Here is a 16,637-nt window from a genome sequence, read left to right as displayed (position 1 = left end):
TTAAAAATATTATTTTTAGAATTAAGATTTTTATCCCTTGATTTTAATGGGTCTATTTCTACTTGATATATATCCTGTTTTTCTTCTGAAGCTCTAAAAATAATTTTACCGTCTGGCCCTACAATTTGGCTCTGGCCAATAAATTTTAATCCTCTTTCTTTGCCCACTCTATTTGAGGTAATTGAATATACCTTATTCTGAAGGCATATAGTTTTCATTGCTTCTGGACAATAAGGCATGACTAAATTTGCAGGATGGCATAATATATCTGCCCCCATAAGGGATAAAGTTCTAGTAGATTCCGGGAAAAACCAGTCAAAACATATCATTGTTCCTATCTTAATGCCATCTATCTCAAATATTCTGAATCCTAAATCTCCAGGGAGAAAATAATCCTTTTCATCAAAAAAAAGATGAATTTTTCTGTATTTTCCGATATATTCTCCTTTGCTAACTATTGCCAGAGAATTATACAATCCTCTGTCTGTTTTCTCTGATATTCCAAAAACTAGAGTTTTATCTGTATCTTCTGTATACTTCTTTAATGTTTTTGTAGTGTAACCGTCAGGTATTTTTTCTGAAACATCTAACACCTCACTCTTACTTTTAAAATTGTAGCCTGTGTTAAAAAGTTCAGGTAGGACAATAAGGGAAGCGTTATTTTTTTCAATAAGTTTGATAGCATTATCAACGTTCTTTTTAACATCAAGCAGCTCAATATTCATCTGGATAAATCCAATTTTCATAATTAGTATTCTATTAAAAATAATTAAAAAGATTTTCGCCCTATACAAACAAGATATCTCCCAAAATTATTTAAAATGGGTAGAAAAGTTAATTTTGGGTACAATGCCCCCATACTTAATGAATAATTACTAAATATTCTTTCTATTTCATCTCTTGAATAGTATCTTATCCTAACAGATATTTTCTTTCCTCCATGATAAACAGAGATTTTACCTTTTCTTTTTTTCATAGCCCTAAATGGGTTTTTCCCTTGTTTTAGGGATTTTAGTATCCAAAGAATATTATTTATATTTCCTACAGTAAAAATGAGATGTCCCTCTCTTTTTAGACACTCATCTAAAGTCATCTTAAAATTTGTAATATTTGCATGATTTAAGGCCCCAAATATAGATACGGCACTATCAAAAGTATTTCTCTTAAAAGGAAGTTTTTCCATATCTGCTACTAAAAAAAAATCTCCATTATTATTATCCTTTGCTTTCTTCACCATTTCAAACGAAATATCTGCAGACACAACTATGTGCCCATTCTTCTTTAAAATCCTTGAATGGTATCCTGTACCACAGCCAATGTCCAAGGTCAAACCAAGTGGTAACGTCGTTAATATCTTTTCTTCTTCTTTTCTCATTTTTATATTTAAAGAATCAGAATATTTTGCATCGTAGCCTTCAGAAAGCAAATCATAAAAAGTTCTTTTGTCCATCTAATCTAATTTTGATATCTATATGGGATTAAATCCTTTTTGGAAGTATTTATAGATATCATAAAATTTAATAAGCTATTTATTTGTAAAAGATTTAGAGGAGTTTTATGAGGGCTTTAGCAGCATTATTTGTTCTATTAATATTTTTATCGGGTTGTATTGTTCCAATAACAAAAGAAACTACCAGTAAGAATGAAATAAATTCTCCTCAAACTATAATTCCCCCTAAAAAATATTCAATTGTTGATGCAGATATACCACTAACTTACTATGGGAGCGTTGACGGGGTAGAAATAGGATATCAGATTGCACCTCACAACGTTGCCATGAAGTCTCTAGAAGCATTTTATGAATATCATAATACCAGTGATGAGTCTTACAAAAAAAGAGGATTATACCTTGCAGACTGGCTTTTAGAGAATGCAACATACAAGGATAAAGGGAATTTTGTAGTCTGGGTGTATGATTATCCTTGGCCACCATACGACCTTAAACCAGGTTGGACTGGCTCTTTAAATCAAGCAACTATAATAAAAGCACTTTCATTTGCATATCTTTATTCAAAGGATGAGAAATACAAGAACATGATTGATAAAAGTCTAAATGCTTTTGAAGTTGAGGTTAAAGAAGGCGGGCTTAGAATGGTTAGAGAAGATCAAGGAACATATTATATCTGGTACCCAGAGTATGCTAAAGAATCCCCGCCTTACGTTCTTAATGGATTTATAACTGTTATAATTCGTTTAAGAGAGTATTATCTTATTTCAAATAACAAAAAAGCAGAAAAGTTATACCTTGAAGGATTATTCTCTTTGGTTCATTACTTACCAGATTATGATGCAGGAAATAATAAAAGCTATTATGATGCTCTTGAAAACATAGCAAATGATCATTATCATGAAATGCATGTTGCCCAATTAGATTCTCTTTACGAGTATACTAAAACACCGATGTTCAAAGAATATAAAGAAAAGTGGGAAAGAAAGTAGATTTTTAGTATCCTGAATCTTGTCTCTCTGTAGTGTCAAAAGTTACTTGGTCCCGTTTTAAAGAATCAGAACCACTCATCGTTTCTTTTTTTATTGCTTCCATTTCTGAAGAGATCATTTTTTGTTTTATCTCCTCTGGTGGACCAATTTCTAATATATTTCCTTCAAGTAAGAAACAAGACCTATCACATGCTTCAACGACAAAATCTGAATCATGAGTTACAATAATGAAAGTTTCATCAAGTAATTCTCTGGCAGTTCTAATAGCATTTGCTATTTCTTTTGTTCCTCTTGGTTCATCAAGAATAACAAGCGTTGGCTCCTTTACCAATATCTGTGCTAGCGCAACAGTATGCCTCTCTCCTTCAGATAATGATTCAGGTTTTTTATATAGTAATTCAGGAATACTATCTTTGCTAAATCCAACGGCTTCTAGCACATCTGATGCTTTCTTTTTTGCAATGTCAGAGGGAAGCTTCGTCCCTATTGAATCAGATAGGTTATCTAATACAGTTCTATTTGGATACAATGAATATTCTTGGTGGAGAATCCCGATATAAGGAACGGCCCTAATTCTGCCAGAGGCGCCTTCTTCTTTCATGTTTATCCATTCATCACCGATTCGAAGTTTAAACTCCCCTTCTTTGAAAGGTATTAACCCTCCTATTATCTTAGAAACTGTTGTCTTCCCAGAACCGCTTTTTCCTACAATCCCAAATATTTCTTTTTCGTTAATAGACAATGAAACATTATCGATGGCTTTAATTACCCCTCTAGATATGGAATAATAATATTTCTTAACATTGGCCAATGCAATTATTTCATTTCCAATTTCAGAGAAATTTGACTTGTCAGGATATATTGATTTTGATTCTAAATCAGAGACTAAATCCTTAGGCGGTAATTCAGCTTCTATTCTTCCTTTACCTAGAATCAATGCTTTTTCTGTAATCTTCTTTAGGATATTTTCCTTCTGTGAAGAAACAATTAAACTTCTACCATCATTCCTAAAGATAGTATGTAATGTAGTCTCAATAATATTAGAAGTAACGGGATCAAGTGTAGCGGTTGGTTCATCTGCAAATAAAACAAGAGGATCTATTGCCAGTTGTCTTGCGAGTACAAGTCTCTGTTTTTCACCGCCCGATAAGTCTCTTGCGATATGTGTCATCCTGTGCATCAAGTTAACTTTTTGTAGAATTTCAATTATTTTGGAATTAACTTCTTTTTCAGGTAGTTGCATCTCTAAAAAGACTTCATACATGTTTTCAAGTACGGACCTTTGGCCAAATAGAGAAAAAGTTCTCTGGAACATTATTGCTGTTCGTTTTTTTATTGCATTAAAAAATTCTTCATCGTTCCACAAATCTACTTTTTTAAAAATATATTCCTTGTCACATTTTTTACACTTTTTTCCAACATGACTTGGGGATTGTATATCTTTGCATGTGGGGCAGTATGAAATATTATAATAAATATTTCCTTTTGCAGGGGCATAACCTTTTGTACCTCTTAAGACATTTAGCAGGACAGATTTTCCGCTACCCGTAGGACCGTATAATCCTAATGACTCGCCCTCTCTTAATTTAAATGATAAATCATCTAAAATAACTTTATGATCTACAATAAATGAAAGATTTTCAATTTCAATTAGATTATGCTTCATTTTAATCGCCAAAAATTATATCATATTAGAAGAATAATGAATAAAAAGATTTTGATTCTAATGATGATACAAAAATCAATATAATATTTATTTAAAGTAAAGAAATAAATAAAAATCATATAAAATATAGGAAAGACAATATTTATAGAATTATTTTTAATTGATTTTTTCAGAGAATTTATATATCGATAAGTATATGACGGATAATAACATATGTATGGGGAATTTTGTGATAGCTAAACCAGGGAAAGACTTTGACATTATATTGATTACTGCAGAATATCATGATGATCATCCCTTATCTCCTTCAGGGGTTATCTCGAGAGTCTTAGACAGTAAAGGATACAAAGTTGGTATTATAGAAAAGCCTTTGACAAAAGAAGACTACCTGAAGCTTGGACCTCCAAAATTATTTTTTGCAGTGACTTCTGGCTCCATAGACAGCATGCTACATAATTATACCCCTTTGAAAAAAACAAGATCAAATGATCCTCATTCAAATATATCTTTAATACCAGACAGGGCTTTGATAGTCTATTGTAACAAGATTAGAGAATACTTCAAGTCAGCAGTAATTGTCATAGGTGGAATAGAAGCTTCTATGAGACGATTTGCCCACTACGATTATTGGGATAATAATATCAGGAGAAGCATTATTTTTGATTCAAGAGCTAACATTTTAGTTTATGGAAATGGTGAGAAACAAATTCTTGAAATAGCAGAAAGATCTAAAAAAAATTTGAGCCTTAAGGGAATTCAAGGAACTTGTGTAATAAGTAAAGAACTGGATGAAGGATTTGAAATACTTCCATCTTTTAAAGAGGTAAAAGAAGACCCTTTGAAATTTTGTGAGATGCAAAAGACCCTATCAAACAAAAAAAATTTAGCACAGCCTTATGATAATAATTATCTCCTTCAATATTCTTATCCAGACTATTCTACTGAAGACCTAGATTGGATATACTCTTTGCCTTATACACGAAAACTTCATCCAAAGTCTCTTTTAAAGATGGCAAGATTTTCTGTAGTCAGCCATAGAGGTTGCATTGGTAACTGTAATTTTTGTTCACTTAAACTCCATCAAGGGGATAAGATCATTTCAAGAAGTGAAAGTTCGATATTAAGAGAAATAGAATCTCTGGTCTCTCATCCAGCTTTTAAAGGATACATAGACGACCTTGGGGGGCCTTCTGCAAATATGTATGGGATGGATTGTAATGAAAAATGCAATGATGATTGTATCAACTGCAAAAAATTAGATAAAAGTCATCAAAAATTAATCTCGCTTCTTAGAAAAGCTAGAAAGATTGAAGGTATAAAGAAGATATTTGTCAGAAGTGGCATAAGATATGATCTTGCAATGGAAAATAAAGAATATATAAAAGTCCTTTCAGAACACCATATATCTGGATGCCTAAAAATAGCACCAGAGCATTTTTCTGAAAAAGTTTTATCTTATATGAATAAGGATAACTCTAGGTTTGATGAATTCGTTTCTTATTTTCAAGGTATTAACAAAGATAAAAAACAATTTCTTAAATATTATTTAATGATTTGTCATCCGGGGGATGATGATAAGGAAATAATTAAATTGAAAGAAAAAATAACTCACTTGTCCAATATCGAAAGTTTTCAAATTTTTACTCCAACGCCTATGACAAACTCAACCTGTATCTATTGGACAGGAATAGATCCCAAGAGTATGAAAAGAGTTAATGTTATACAAGATTACAAAACAAAGAAGAAGTTAAAAAGGGTAATCCTGCACGAAATTAATAAAAATAAATCACATAGCCGAACTACTATTTTTGAGCCTTAAGGCTATCAGTAAAATTTAAATATATTTTTTCACTAAAGTAATAGACGAATAATATAATAAAGGAGCATCCTATAATGAGTGAAAAAAGAGTTGAGGGTTTCCGAGGAGAATCAAGAGAAATGCACGAAGCCATCTGTTCTGAATGTGGTAACATGACAAAAGTTCCTTTCAAACCAGATGGAATAAGGCCTATTTATTGTAGAGATTGCTTTAACAAAAGAAAATCCAAGAAATAGTAGACATATAAGATAGTGCAAATAATAAATATATTTGTTAAAGAGTACAAGAATTAATTAATACTAAAAGTAATCTCCGAGGGTCATCTGTTTATTTTTAGAAAATTTAAGGTTTTCTTCAGTATACCCAAATCCTTTTAAAATTCTCATAACTGCAGGTAAAACCTGGTTGTCCATATAGTATTCGGCGTCGTATTTATATCCTGCTTTCTTGAAAGATTCTACATCATAAGACCTGTCTCTAACCATTCCCTCTCCGCTTTTAACGATAAAAGAAATCATGGAACCTGCTTTAACGTCCTCCCCCTTTTCTTTCATGCGTTTTGCTACAATTACATGTGGCCCTATTTGTTTATAGCTTGAAATTGGCATTGTTAGTTGAGTATATATAATAAGAGAATCTAGCGGAATTTTACCTTCTATAAGCTCTTGGGTAGTTTTTCTGACAATTTCAGCCGCTTTTTCGGGACCTTTTCCTTCTAATATGGTTTTTAATACAGCTTCTTGCGTTTTTTTTGCAATTTCTGCCCAATCTCTTCTTACCACTTCTAAACCTTTTGTTACTATATTATTTTCTTTATCGATAATTGCGTATCTCTTCTTTGAAACAAAAAATCCTCGCCTATAATAACCCTGGAATTCAAGTTCCATATAGTCAGGAAGCGTAGAGTTTACCTTATCCCTAAATTCTTTTGATTTTTCCATGTCTTCTGATCCCAATCCCACGAATAAACTATCCGTATCCCCATAAAGAACATTTAATCCCATTTCTTCAGCGATTTTTATTGCTTTATGGATATACTCTCTACCCCATGAAGCTATACTAGAAGCTGCTTCTTTAGAATACCATCTTGAGCGGGGGTACCCCATATAGCCATAAAAAGAATTGGCAAGAATCTTAAGGGCCCATTGTTGGGATTGATAAATAGTCTTTTCATTTTTATCGGATGTCTCTTTTAATTTTCTCTTAATCTCAACTCTCCTCTCTATAATCTCTTTCAAGATTTCAGGGATAAATCCTTTTTTATTAAGGCAAAAATTAACTCCATCGGGAGATGTATTATCACAACAGCTACACCCAATAGTATTCGGATCTATATTATGGGCTATAATTATTGAAGGGTATAGAGATCTAAAGTCAAAAACGGCTATGTGTTCATGAAGCCCCTTTTGTGGATCCAAGACAAATCCGCCTTCATAAGTATAAGATGCCCTTTCTAGGTATTCGCTGCCTTTTGGTTTATTCGGGACTATTGTTTTTTCTTCAAATGATCTTTTCATTAGAAGATATTCGACCATATTCGAAGATGCCATTCTTGATATATCAAAAATATTTTGCCCAACTATTCTTGAAAGTTCAATCTCAAGAGGGCCAATTGCAGCTCCAATTTCTTTTGCAGCTATGGCATCCTCCATATTGTATAATGCGACAGTCAAAAGTCCTTCCTGTTTTCCTTCTTCCCAGAATCTATCCATTTCAGCTAGTTGAATTTTGCTTTTTTCTTTACCTAAAAAATTAAGATAAACGTTTTCAAGAGTATATTTGTTCAGACTAAGGAGTTTTCTACTCAATGGATAAAGATCAACATGTACCATCCCTGGTATCTTACTACTGTCATTTACTCCCCTTTTATCGATTCTTATTTCATTTAGGATAGGATGATGTATTTTTAGTTTTTTTGCTCTTTCATATATGTAAGGAAAATCAAAAGTATCCCCATTGTAAGTATAGATTATGTCTGGGTTGTATTCCAAGATTATATCTAGAAATCTTTTTATCATCGATGTTTCGTCATCTACAATTTCTATATACTCTGCTGAGACTTTTTTATAGGTAATAACCTTATCAAAATCATTGGTAGAAATTCCAATCATTATTATTGGGTCATTTTGAGCGTCAGGCTTTGCCTTGCAGTATACTTCTATATCAAAGGCTAAAACTTTAATCGATAGATTAAGATTATCGGTGATATGAAAATCTTTTATGATCGAGATTTCTCCCTCTTTTTCTATTTCAAAATTGTAGTATATTGCTGGAACAAGATTTTTGTCGATAAGAAATCTTCTTGCAAAAGGTATATCGTATTCATAGATCTCTGTAATATCTTCAATTTCTTTCCTCAAGTTAGGAACGTCCGAGGGATGATTAAATATTACTTTGATGGCAGGAATTTTATTGCCAAAAAGGTATCTCTCATCAATAGTGCAATTTTTTACAGCAATAGATCTACCTTGAACTTCTTTTTGTATTTCTTCAATTAGCTTCTTTTTAGATTTGATTTCTTCCGCATCACACACGGCCCAGATATAAGGTTCAAAGTCCTTGTAAAATGCTTCGATTTTAGAATCATTTTTAAGTATTAGTCGAACATATGCTTTTTCGTTGAATGTTTTGTAATCAGAGTCCAAGAGAAACATAAAAATAGTTATGATAAATAGTATAAATAAGTTATTATGAAAAATATAATCGTTCAGTTATATTTTAGGCCCCTGGCCAAAAGCAACTTTTATAAATAGATATTTTTAACAAATGTTAATGAAATTTTTTGAAGTGTTGATAATTGTAATACTGATGTCGGTCCCATTTTTTCTCTTCAAAAAGGAAGATTTCACTACTTTTATTTATTGGACAATTGTTACAACCGGTTATCTTCTATACATTGTTTTCTCGAGTAAAAGGTGGATAAATGAATAACTTTCTAATATTATTAGGGATTTATGCCATTATAGGTACAATTATTGCTCTATATTCTAAAGATGCCAAGACACAAGAAAGTTTCTTTATTGGAAACAGAAACATTGGTGGCGTTGTTTCTGCACTTACATATGCAGCTACAACATATTCTGCCTTCATGATGGTAGGCCTAGTTGGTCTTTCATATGCAACGGGAGTTGGTGCTCTCGGATTTGAACTTACTTATTTGGTGGGAACTTTATTCTTTTTATCTTATTATGGCCCTAGAATATGGAAAATAGCAAAGCAAAAAGGAGTTGTTTCCCCTTCTGGATTACTTGAAGAAAGATATGGCTCAAAAACAGCAAAAATTGCGGCCTTAATCTCTCTACTGGCTTTAATCCCCTATACATCAGTACAATTAACAGGTGTTGCCCTCATATTAGAAAAAAATTCAAGTTTGAATTTCTCTACTGGAATTTTAATCGTTGGAATTCTTATTGCACTGTGGGCATTTCTAGGTGGCTTAAAGGGGGTTGCATTGACAGATTCGATCCAAGGAGTTTTGATGATTGTAGTCTCAATATTTGCTTTAGTTTGGGTATCTTACAGATTTGATTTTTCTGCTATTTCCACAATGGGTGATTTAATGTATGTTCCTAATGCTATTTGGACACCTAAATTTTTCTTAGGATTGACAATTCCCTGGTTTTTCTTTGCATTGACTAATCCACAAGTTCTCCAAAGACTATTTATTCCAAAGGATCTATCCGCATTAAGAAAGATGATAGTTTTTTTTGGGATATTTGGGGTATTATACACAGCAATTGTAACATTTATAGGAATTCAACTTAGAGTTCTAACGTTTCGAGGATTATTCCCAATAGTGCAATACAGGGATGATGTCACTCCAACATTGCTTTCTTTAATGCCAGAATGGTTATCCCTTCTATTAGCATTAAGCATAATGGCTGCCGCAATAACAACTGCAAATTCGATAGTCCTGACCCTTTCTTCAATGGTCTCAAGGGATATTGTAAAAGAGAAAGGCATTCTTTTTGGTAGGATCTCAATTATAATTATAACAATATTCATCGGCCTTTTTGCAGTGAGAAAGTTAAGCTACATAGTTGAATTGTCTGTTTTATCATCAACTATATTGCTTTGTTTATTACCTCTAATTTTTGGTTTATTCCACTATAATATAGGCAAGGATTTGACTGGGGCCATTACACTTATAGGTGGATTTTTGACAGCCGTATGTCTTTCTTTCTTTAAAATATCTTTATTTGGGCTGCCTACACCCATAATAACTTTGGTTGTTTGTTTCGCTCTTTTCTTTATTGTTGGAATGCTTGAGTCAAAATATCCTTAAAAATCACACGAGAAAAAATTAAGAAATATTAATTTATCACTCTTTTTTGGTCTCTAATTTTTATAATCTATACCCTTAGCACTACAATTGTTCTTAGTTACAAAACCTTTGTTTGTTCGGTTGGCCTTGGTATTTTCACCACAAGGAAACGAAATACTTTATCACTTTGATTAATTAATCTATGAGGTATTTTTGCAGGACTTTCAATAAGCATATCCCGATATACTTCTTCTTTCTCATCGCCAATTTCAACAATCCCTGTTCCTTCGAGCACATAAAAAAATACATCTACAGGAGTAATATGTTTTAAGAGAGCTTCGCCTGGCTTTAATGTTATGTGTATTGCCTGAGCTTTTTCAGTATCATATATCTTTCTAACATCAACCTTGTGTGGTGTTTCGATAATTTTCTGTTCCTTTACTTTAACAATCTTCATTTATTCACCTTTGTTTATATTTTTACAGAATCAAATTTGCATATCTTCTCACACTGATAGCATAAAATACATTTGCTACCTATCACATTTAATTTTTTATTATTTATCTCTATTGCTTCTGTTGGGCATATTTTAACACAAATATTACATTTTGTGCATCTATCATTCTCTATCTCAGGCATTAAAAATCTCCTAAAAGCAGGCAATTTCATCACTAAACCAAACGGACATATGTAATTGTGCCATAGATCAGAAGTAAATATTGCCAACATAGGGAATGCAACTATTAGAAAAGGGATTTTGATTTTTATTGGAACTATTAAACTTGATATATTAATTACAACTAAAGCAAGTAATATCAAAGAAATTGGATAATAAACATACGCTTTCTTAAAAATACTGGGTGTGTTGATTTTTTTGATATTTAATTTATTTAATATATACCCTAAACCTTTATCAAAGGCGTGAAATGGACAAAAATAACCACAAAACAATTTTCCAAATATTACTGATGCAAATGAAAAACTTAGAATCCATAAAAGTAAAATAGCTTCTTCTTTTGCCTTAATAAAAAAGACAAATGCCACGATAGAAATGGCGAGCGTCAGAGCTTGAATTATTTTTCTGGCTTTCATATTGTTCGGAATCTTAAAATAAGATATAAATATTTCCATAACTTTAATATATTAATATTAGTATTTTATTACATGGAGATTGAAGAACAGTTGATGAGGGTCGGGTTGACAGAATATGAATCTAAAGTAATGGTATCGATTGCTAGATATGGGGAGGCTTCTGCCAAAGAAATATCTTTGAGCTCAGGAGTGCCATATTCTAGAATATACGACACCCTAAATGATTTAATAATAAAAGAGTGGATAAAGAAGAAGGAGGGAAGACCTTCATTGTTTAGTGCAGGAAACATAAATGAGAGAATCGATGAATATATTAATGACAATAGATTATTGGCAGAAAAAATAAAATTTAATTTAGAAAGCCTGTTAGGGGGTAATAGATATGAACTATTGCCTACAATTAATGTTGAAAGAACTTGGAAAAATTTTTTTAAAAAAATTGATGAGTTGAGTAATGCCTCAAAACAATTAACATGTGTTTTTGGTTTTTATAATTCAAAAGCTTTTGACAAAATAGATTTAATTTTCAAGAATAAATATTACACAAAAAATCTTTTTGTGAAAAGTGACATACTGGATAATAATTTTTTTAATGAATTGAAACGCATGTCTCCATCTTTTCATATTAGAATATTACCTTTTACACCAAGAGTCTTACTATTTTTATTTGATGGAAAGAACATTCTTATAGTACTCCCTTTATCAGAAAATATTAATTCAGATGAAGGGGATATAAAATTTCTTGAAATTAGAAACTTTGAAATAGGTAAAATATTGGAAAAGATGATAGAGATAGCATTGGTAGAATCATTACCTTTTGAACATTAAAAATTATAGAATGCTTGGTAATGTGGCATTAAATAAAAAATACGAGAAGAGTTCATGAAAATAGCGAGTGGGGGGAAAAGAAATCAGAAGGCTTCTGGAGATTCACCTTAAGTCACTTGAAGACTTAAAAGGAATTGACCTCACTGGATAGAATTCATAGCTGGCCAAATAAAAAAGGAACAGGCATATCTATTGGAATTTCGCACAGTTTATATTTGTTTGATATACTCCAGTGACAAAATTTTTATACTCTTAAAAATATATTAATATGGTGTTCAAATGAAAATTGAATATTTGGGCCATTCGGCTTTTAGAATAACGGGTTCAAAGACCATAATAATTGACCCATATCTAAATAAAAATCCGAAAGCTTGTCTGAAGGCTAGTGATATTAAAAAAGCAGATATTGTTTTAGTGACACATGGGCATGGTGATCATCTTGGTGATTCATTAGAGATATGCAAAAATACAGGAGCTGTATTTGTAGCCATACATGAATTAATACTTTATGCTCAAGAAAATGGAATCACAAACACTGAAGGAATGAATATTGGAGGTACCATTGAAATAGAAGGTATCACTATAACGGCCGTGAGGGCAGATCATTCAAGCTGTATTAATGTCACTGATAAAGGGGGCTATTCTGGAGGAAATCCCATTGGTTTTGTAGTAAGAGACGGAAATAAAGCATTATACCATGCTGGAGATACTGGACTCTTTAAAGATATGAAATTAATTGGTGAGCTCTACAAACCTGATGTGGCCTTACTCCCAATTGGATCTAGATATACTATGGGCCCAAGAGAGGCTGCGTATGCTGCCAAATATTTAAAATCAAAAATTATAGTTCCAATGCATTATAATACAACACCTCTGATAAGACAGAATCCAAGTGAATTAAAGATATTTGTCAAAGAGTTTGAATTAGATGCAGAGGTGAACATCTTAGATCCTGGGGACTGCTTTGAAATTTAAAGACGAATTATTTTCTCCTTATATTTTTTTAATTGGTTTTATTATATTTTGTATAATAGGGCTTGTAGGTAGATATTACTTTACTGAGTATTATTCTATTGGTATTTCTCTTTATACTGTGGCATACATTTTCGTAATAGGTCTATTTTTTTTAATTGGTAGTAAATTTAATCTCAATATAAAAGACAATATATTGATAGGGGCAATAGTTTTTCTAGTATTATTGTTTAGTTTCAAGAGATTTAGTTATTTTTCAATTATGTTTGCCATATTAGCACTATTGATCCTTTTTATGATCAAGAGGAATATTTTTTCCAGATATTACAAAGAGATTTATGCTACGGGGATTGGTTTTTGTATCCTTAATGTAATTATCATAGGGAAACTTCCTATCATAGCTCCAGAATTAAGAGAAATGTCCCTTACACCCCTATTTGTTCTAGGGTACTCTTTTGTATTAATATCAAATAACTTTGGCCTTCTAAAAGAAAAATACCCATTTAATCTTATCTTTCCATGTATTTCCTTATTGTTGTTTTCACTATATGGATTTAGAACCTATATAATACTATTAGTTCTATCAAGCATAGTCACTCTTTACCTAACAGGCAATAAACAAAAAACAGTAGTGTATTTTGGGTTAATTGGTATAACACTAACAATAGTCTTTGGGTATATTACCGTGTTGTTATTGCCTCAAAATTGGAAGCTAAATCCTTTTGAACTATTGTGGTATAGGTTCACTTTTACATTTGATGTATTTGACAAAATATGCACTACGGCGAGATTTAATTTACTTGGGAACTATTCTTTATTGACAGAAACTACAACAGGATATATAATAAGCCAAAGCATATTAAATTATTCCCATAACATTACTTCAACCGTATTTGGCCCACCAATCTTTGATGGGGGGCTAGTTGAAGTTTCTATATTTACCTTGCTTACCTCGATATCTTTATTTAAGTTATATAAGGTAATAAAAAACAATAAGTTATTAGTACCTTATTATGGGCTAGTACTTTCTATATTCTTAGTTTCAATAGAAATAAGTCCCTATCCTTTAATTATACTTCTTATACCTCTGTCATTTTACCTTACTAAAATAAATTCTTCATGATACAATTACTCGTTTGTCTCTTTATACAAAGATTTTTGTATCTTGATTTTTATTAAAATTATTTTTACACTTGCAATAATATGATTGCGACTTTCTTTGATTTTAAGTTCAGAACTCAAAATCCTCATCATGGCATATGCTCAGAAGGGGTCGCTCATCATTATTATACTTATTTTCAATACATTTTTAAAGATTTATTTTTAATCTTGATTATGGACGAACATGAAATTGAGGCTTTAGGCAAATCAAAAATAATTATAAAAAAAGGGAAAGTAGTAAGTGTTGAAGACCCTATTATTGATTATTGTCCTCTTTTTGACAAATATAGGGGGATAAAAAAACTGACTAAAGAATCAATTAAAGAAAATATTGAATTTAGAATCCAAGATTTTGGTATGTGTACAGGAGACAGGAAATTTCCCTCGCAGGACTTTCTTTCTATTGGCGCAAGTGAGATTATGTCCACATTATTAAAAAAAGGACTACTGGAAGCAACTGTAATTGTAAGTGACGGTTGTGGAACTGTCATTGTGACTGATCCAGAAAAAGTTGAAGGGTTGGCAGGAAGAATATCTGGCGTAATTAAAACTTCACCGATTAAAAATGTTATTTCATTTGTAGGAAAATCTAATGTGCTAGATCCAGAAAGTTGTGAGATAAATCAAGTTAAAGGATTAAAAATGGCTTTGTCAAAAGGTTACAAGAATATAGCCATTACAATATCAAATGCTAAAGATATACCACAAATAAGAGAAATTGAAAAGATTAATTCTTGTAATATTATAATATTTGGGGTCCATACAACTGGGGCCTCAAGAGATGATGCGGCTATATTTATGGAATATGGAGACATAATAACTGCATGTATGAGTAAAGAGATAAAAGAAATAGGAGATAAACAAAATATTTACAAAACTAATACAAAAATACCAATATATGCACCCAGTGAAAAAGGTAAAAATGCTATAGAATTAAGATTTAAAGAAATTAAAAAGAGAAATTAGAGTATATCTACTCAAGATAAGCTTTGTGTATTGCCCTAATAGCGTTGTGGCCATCTTCTTTAGAAACGACAAAAGAGATTGAAACTTCTGAAGACCCTTGTGAAATCATTAATATATTAATCTTATCTTTTGCGATAGCTGAAAATAATCCTGCCGCTGTACCTACCGCGCCTTTCATCCCCTTTCCCACTACACTTATTATATTTACCCCTTTGATGTGAGAAATATCCCTAACCAAGTCTTTTGTTGGAAATGTTTTTCTCAAAGCATTTTCAGATTTTTCTGTGTCTTTCTCAGAGATTACAAAAGAAATATTTGCTTCCGAAGACCCTTGTGAAATCATGTAAACGTTAATATTGTGATCACCTAAAGCCTTGAAGACTTTTGCAGCTACGCCTGGAACTCCAATCATTCCGGCCCCAGAAACGTAAACAATTGCAGCATTTTCAATTATGCTTATGGCCTTTACAGCTTTGTGATTTGCTTTTGTATCCTTTAGGATTAGAGTACCTGGAGAGTCTGACATGCTATTTTTTACCCTGACAGGAATATTTTTAGAAATTGCAGGTTCGATTGTTCTTGGATGAAGAACTTTGGCACCAAAATATGCCAGCTCCATTGCTTCAAGATAGGACAGCTCCGGGATGGTATAGGCATTACCACATATTTTTGGATTTGTAGTCATTATTCCATCCACATCAGTCATTATCCATATTTCATCTGCGCTGACCCCTGCGCCAATTATTGAAGCTGTGTAATCAGATCCTCCCCTACCAAGTGTAGTGATATCCCCCTCTTTACTTTTGGCTATAAATCCAGTAACTACTGGAATCATACCCCTTTTTATTAATGGCATCAAATTATCGGATGTTTTTTTATAACTATCATTAAAGAAAACTGTTGCCTCTCCGAAGTTGTTGTCGGTGACAATTAAAGAAAAAGCATCTACTTTTTCAGATAGTACACCATGTGCCTCTATTGTTTTAGATAATATCAAACTTGAAAGTCTTTCTCCAAAAGAAACTATTCTATCCTTTGAACGTAAAGAAAGTTCACCTAAGTAATGTACTCCTATTAAACTTTTTTCAAGATCAATTAAAAGAGTATCAATTCCTTCTTTAGTTATTTTTACTAATTCTTCATTTTTTATATTTTTACAAGCATCAAAATGCTTAGATCTGAGTTCATTAAGAATGGGGGCTATGTCTTCTCCCTTAAGAGATTTGTCAGCAGCCCCTAGAAGCATGTCTGTAACTCCGGACATTGCAGATACGACAACTACAACTTCATTTTCTTTATTGTATGTATCTATAGCTATTTTTGCAGTGTTAAGGAATCTTTCAGCATTGCCGACAGATGTCCCACCATATTTCATTACAATTCTCATCAGAGACCCCCAAACATGTTATTTAGGCAAGAAATCTACTTAA

At 32.0% G+C, this 16,637-nt stretch carries 16 protein-coding genes; 9 read left to right on the top strand and 7 right to left on the bottom strand.

Annotated elements, in window-relative coordinates; genetic code table 11:
- Positions 1–746 (bottom strand): nitrilase-related carbon-nitrogen hydrolase (locus PLI06_08515; GenBank protein HOI77634.1); only part of this gene is annotated, 746 nt, incomplete at its 3' end.
- A gap of 23 nt (positions 747–769) precedes the next feature.
- Positions 770–1,450, bottom strand: coding sequence for a class I SAM-dependent methyltransferase (locus PLI06_08510; GenBank protein HOI77633.1), 681 nt, complete (start codon positions 1,448–1,450; stop codon positions 770–772).
- A gap of 107 nt (positions 1,451–1,557) precedes the next feature.
- Here PLI06_08510 and PLI06_08505 point away from each other — a divergent pair, with 107 nt between their 5' ends.
- On the top strand, positions 1,558–2,439 hold the full coding sequence (locus tag PLI06_08505) for a D-glucuronyl C5-epimerase family protein (protein ID HOI77632.1): 882 nt from the start codon (positions 1,558–1,560) through the stop codon (positions 2,437–2,439).
- 4 nt (positions 2,440–2,443) lie between these two features.
- Here the strand turns inward: PLI06_08505 and atwA are convergent, their stop codons facing one another.
- Positions 2,444–4,105, bottom strand: a complete 1,662-nt coding sequence (gene atwA, locus PLI06_08500; protein HOI77631.1) for a methyl coenzyme M reductase system, component A2 — start codon at positions 4,103–4,105, stop codon at positions 2,444–2,446.
- A gap of 229 nt (positions 4,106–4,334) precedes the next feature.
- Between atwA and PLI06_08495 the strand changes: the two genes are divergently transcribed.
- On the top strand, positions 4,335–5,924 hold the full coding sequence (locus PLI06_08495; GenBank protein ID HOI77630.1) for a YgiQ family radical SAM protein: 1,590 nt from the start codon (positions 4,335–4,337) through the stop codon (positions 5,922–5,924).
- A gap of 74 nt (positions 5,925–5,998) precedes the next feature.
- Entirely contained in the window at positions 5,999–6,160 is a 162-nt protein-coding gene (locus PLI06_08490; protein HOI77629.1) for a DNA-directed RNA polymerase, read from the top strand.
- Positions 6,161–6,223: 63 nt separating this feature from the next.
- Here PLI06_08490 and PLI06_08485 read toward each other — a convergent pair whose 3' ends face one another.
- On the bottom strand, positions 6,224–8,578 hold the full coding sequence (locus tag PLI06_08485; GenBank protein HOI77628.1) for a DNA-directed DNA polymerase: 2,355 nt from the start codon (positions 8,576–8,578) through the stop codon (positions 6,224–6,226).
- Positions 8,579–8,696: 118 nt separating this feature from the next.
- On the opposite strand from PLI06_08485, the gene PLI06_08480 reads away from it, so the two are divergent.
- On the top strand, positions 8,697–8,855 hold the full coding sequence (locus tag PLI06_08480; protein HOI77627.1) for a hypothetical protein: 159 nt from the start codon (positions 8,697–8,699) through the stop codon (positions 8,853–8,855).
- The gene (locus PLI06_08475) at positions 8,848–10,209 is read left to right on the top strand and encodes a sodium:solute symporter family protein (protein HOI77626.1); all 1,362 of its coding nucleotides are present in this window, start codon (positions 8,848–8,850) and stop codon (positions 10,207–10,209) included. The genes PLI06_08480 and PLI06_08475 overlap by 8 nt, the downstream gene beginning before the upstream one ends.
- Before the next feature lie 97 nt (positions 10,210–10,306).
- Here PLI06_08475 and PLI06_08470 read toward each other — a convergent pair whose 3' ends face one another.
- Entirely contained in the window at positions 10,307–10,645 is a 339-nt protein-coding gene (locus PLI06_08470) for a cupin domain-containing protein (GenBank protein ID HOI77625.1), read from the bottom strand.
- A 14-nt stretch (positions 10,646–10,659) separates the two neighbouring features.
- A complete protein-coding gene (locus PLI06_08465) occupies positions 10,660–11,280 on the bottom strand; it encodes a 4Fe-4S binding protein (GenBank protein ID HOI77624.1) in 621 nt (206 codons plus the stop codon).
- A 72-nt stretch (positions 11,281–11,352) separates the two neighbouring features.
- Here PLI06_08465 and PLI06_08460 point away from each other — a divergent pair, with 72 nt between their 5' ends.
- The 4 genes from PLI06_08460 (at position 11,353) to PLI06_08445 (ending at position 15,207) form a co-directional block, all read left to right on the top strand.
- Positions 11,353–12,108 (top strand): helix-turn-helix domain-containing protein, encoded by a 756-nt coding sequence (locus PLI06_08460; GenBank protein HOI77623.1) that lies wholly within the window; start codon positions 11,353–11,355, stop codon positions 12,106–12,108.
- A 279-nt stretch (positions 12,109–12,387) separates the two neighbouring features.
- A complete protein-coding gene (locus tag PLI06_08455; GenBank protein HOI77622.1) occupies positions 12,388–13,083 on the top strand; it encodes a metal-dependent hydrolase in 696 nt (231 codons plus the stop codon).
- Positions 13,073–14,203, top strand: a complete 1,131-nt coding sequence (locus tag PLI06_08450; GenBank protein ID HOI77621.1) for a hypothetical protein — start codon at positions 13,073–13,075, stop codon at positions 14,201–14,203. Before PLI06_08455 ends, PLI06_08450 begins: the two co-directional genes overlap by 11 nt.
- A 212-nt stretch (positions 14,204–14,415) precedes the next feature.
- A complete protein-coding gene (locus PLI06_08445) occupies positions 14,416–15,207 on the top strand; it encodes a DUF2099 family protein (protein HOI77620.1) in 792 nt (263 codons plus the stop codon).
- Between the two features lie 7 nt (positions 15,208–15,214).
- Here the strand turns inward: PLI06_08445 and PLI06_08440 are convergent, their stop codons facing one another.
- The gene (locus PLI06_08440; protein ID HOI77619.1) at positions 15,215–16,594 is read right to left on the bottom strand and encodes an aspartate kinase; all 1,380 of its coding nucleotides are present in this window, start codon (positions 16,592–16,594) and stop codon (positions 15,215–15,217) included.
- Positions 16,595–16,637 lie beyond the last annotated feature (43 nt).

The sequence above is a fragment of the Methanofastidiosum sp. genome (assembly GCA_035362715.1).
Lineage (GTDB): Archaea > Methanobacteriota_B > Thermococci > Methanofastidiosales > Methanofastidiosaceae > Methanofastidiosum.
Note: the sequence above shows the minus strand (reverse complement) of the source record. Positions and strands in the feature narration are given on the sequence as shown.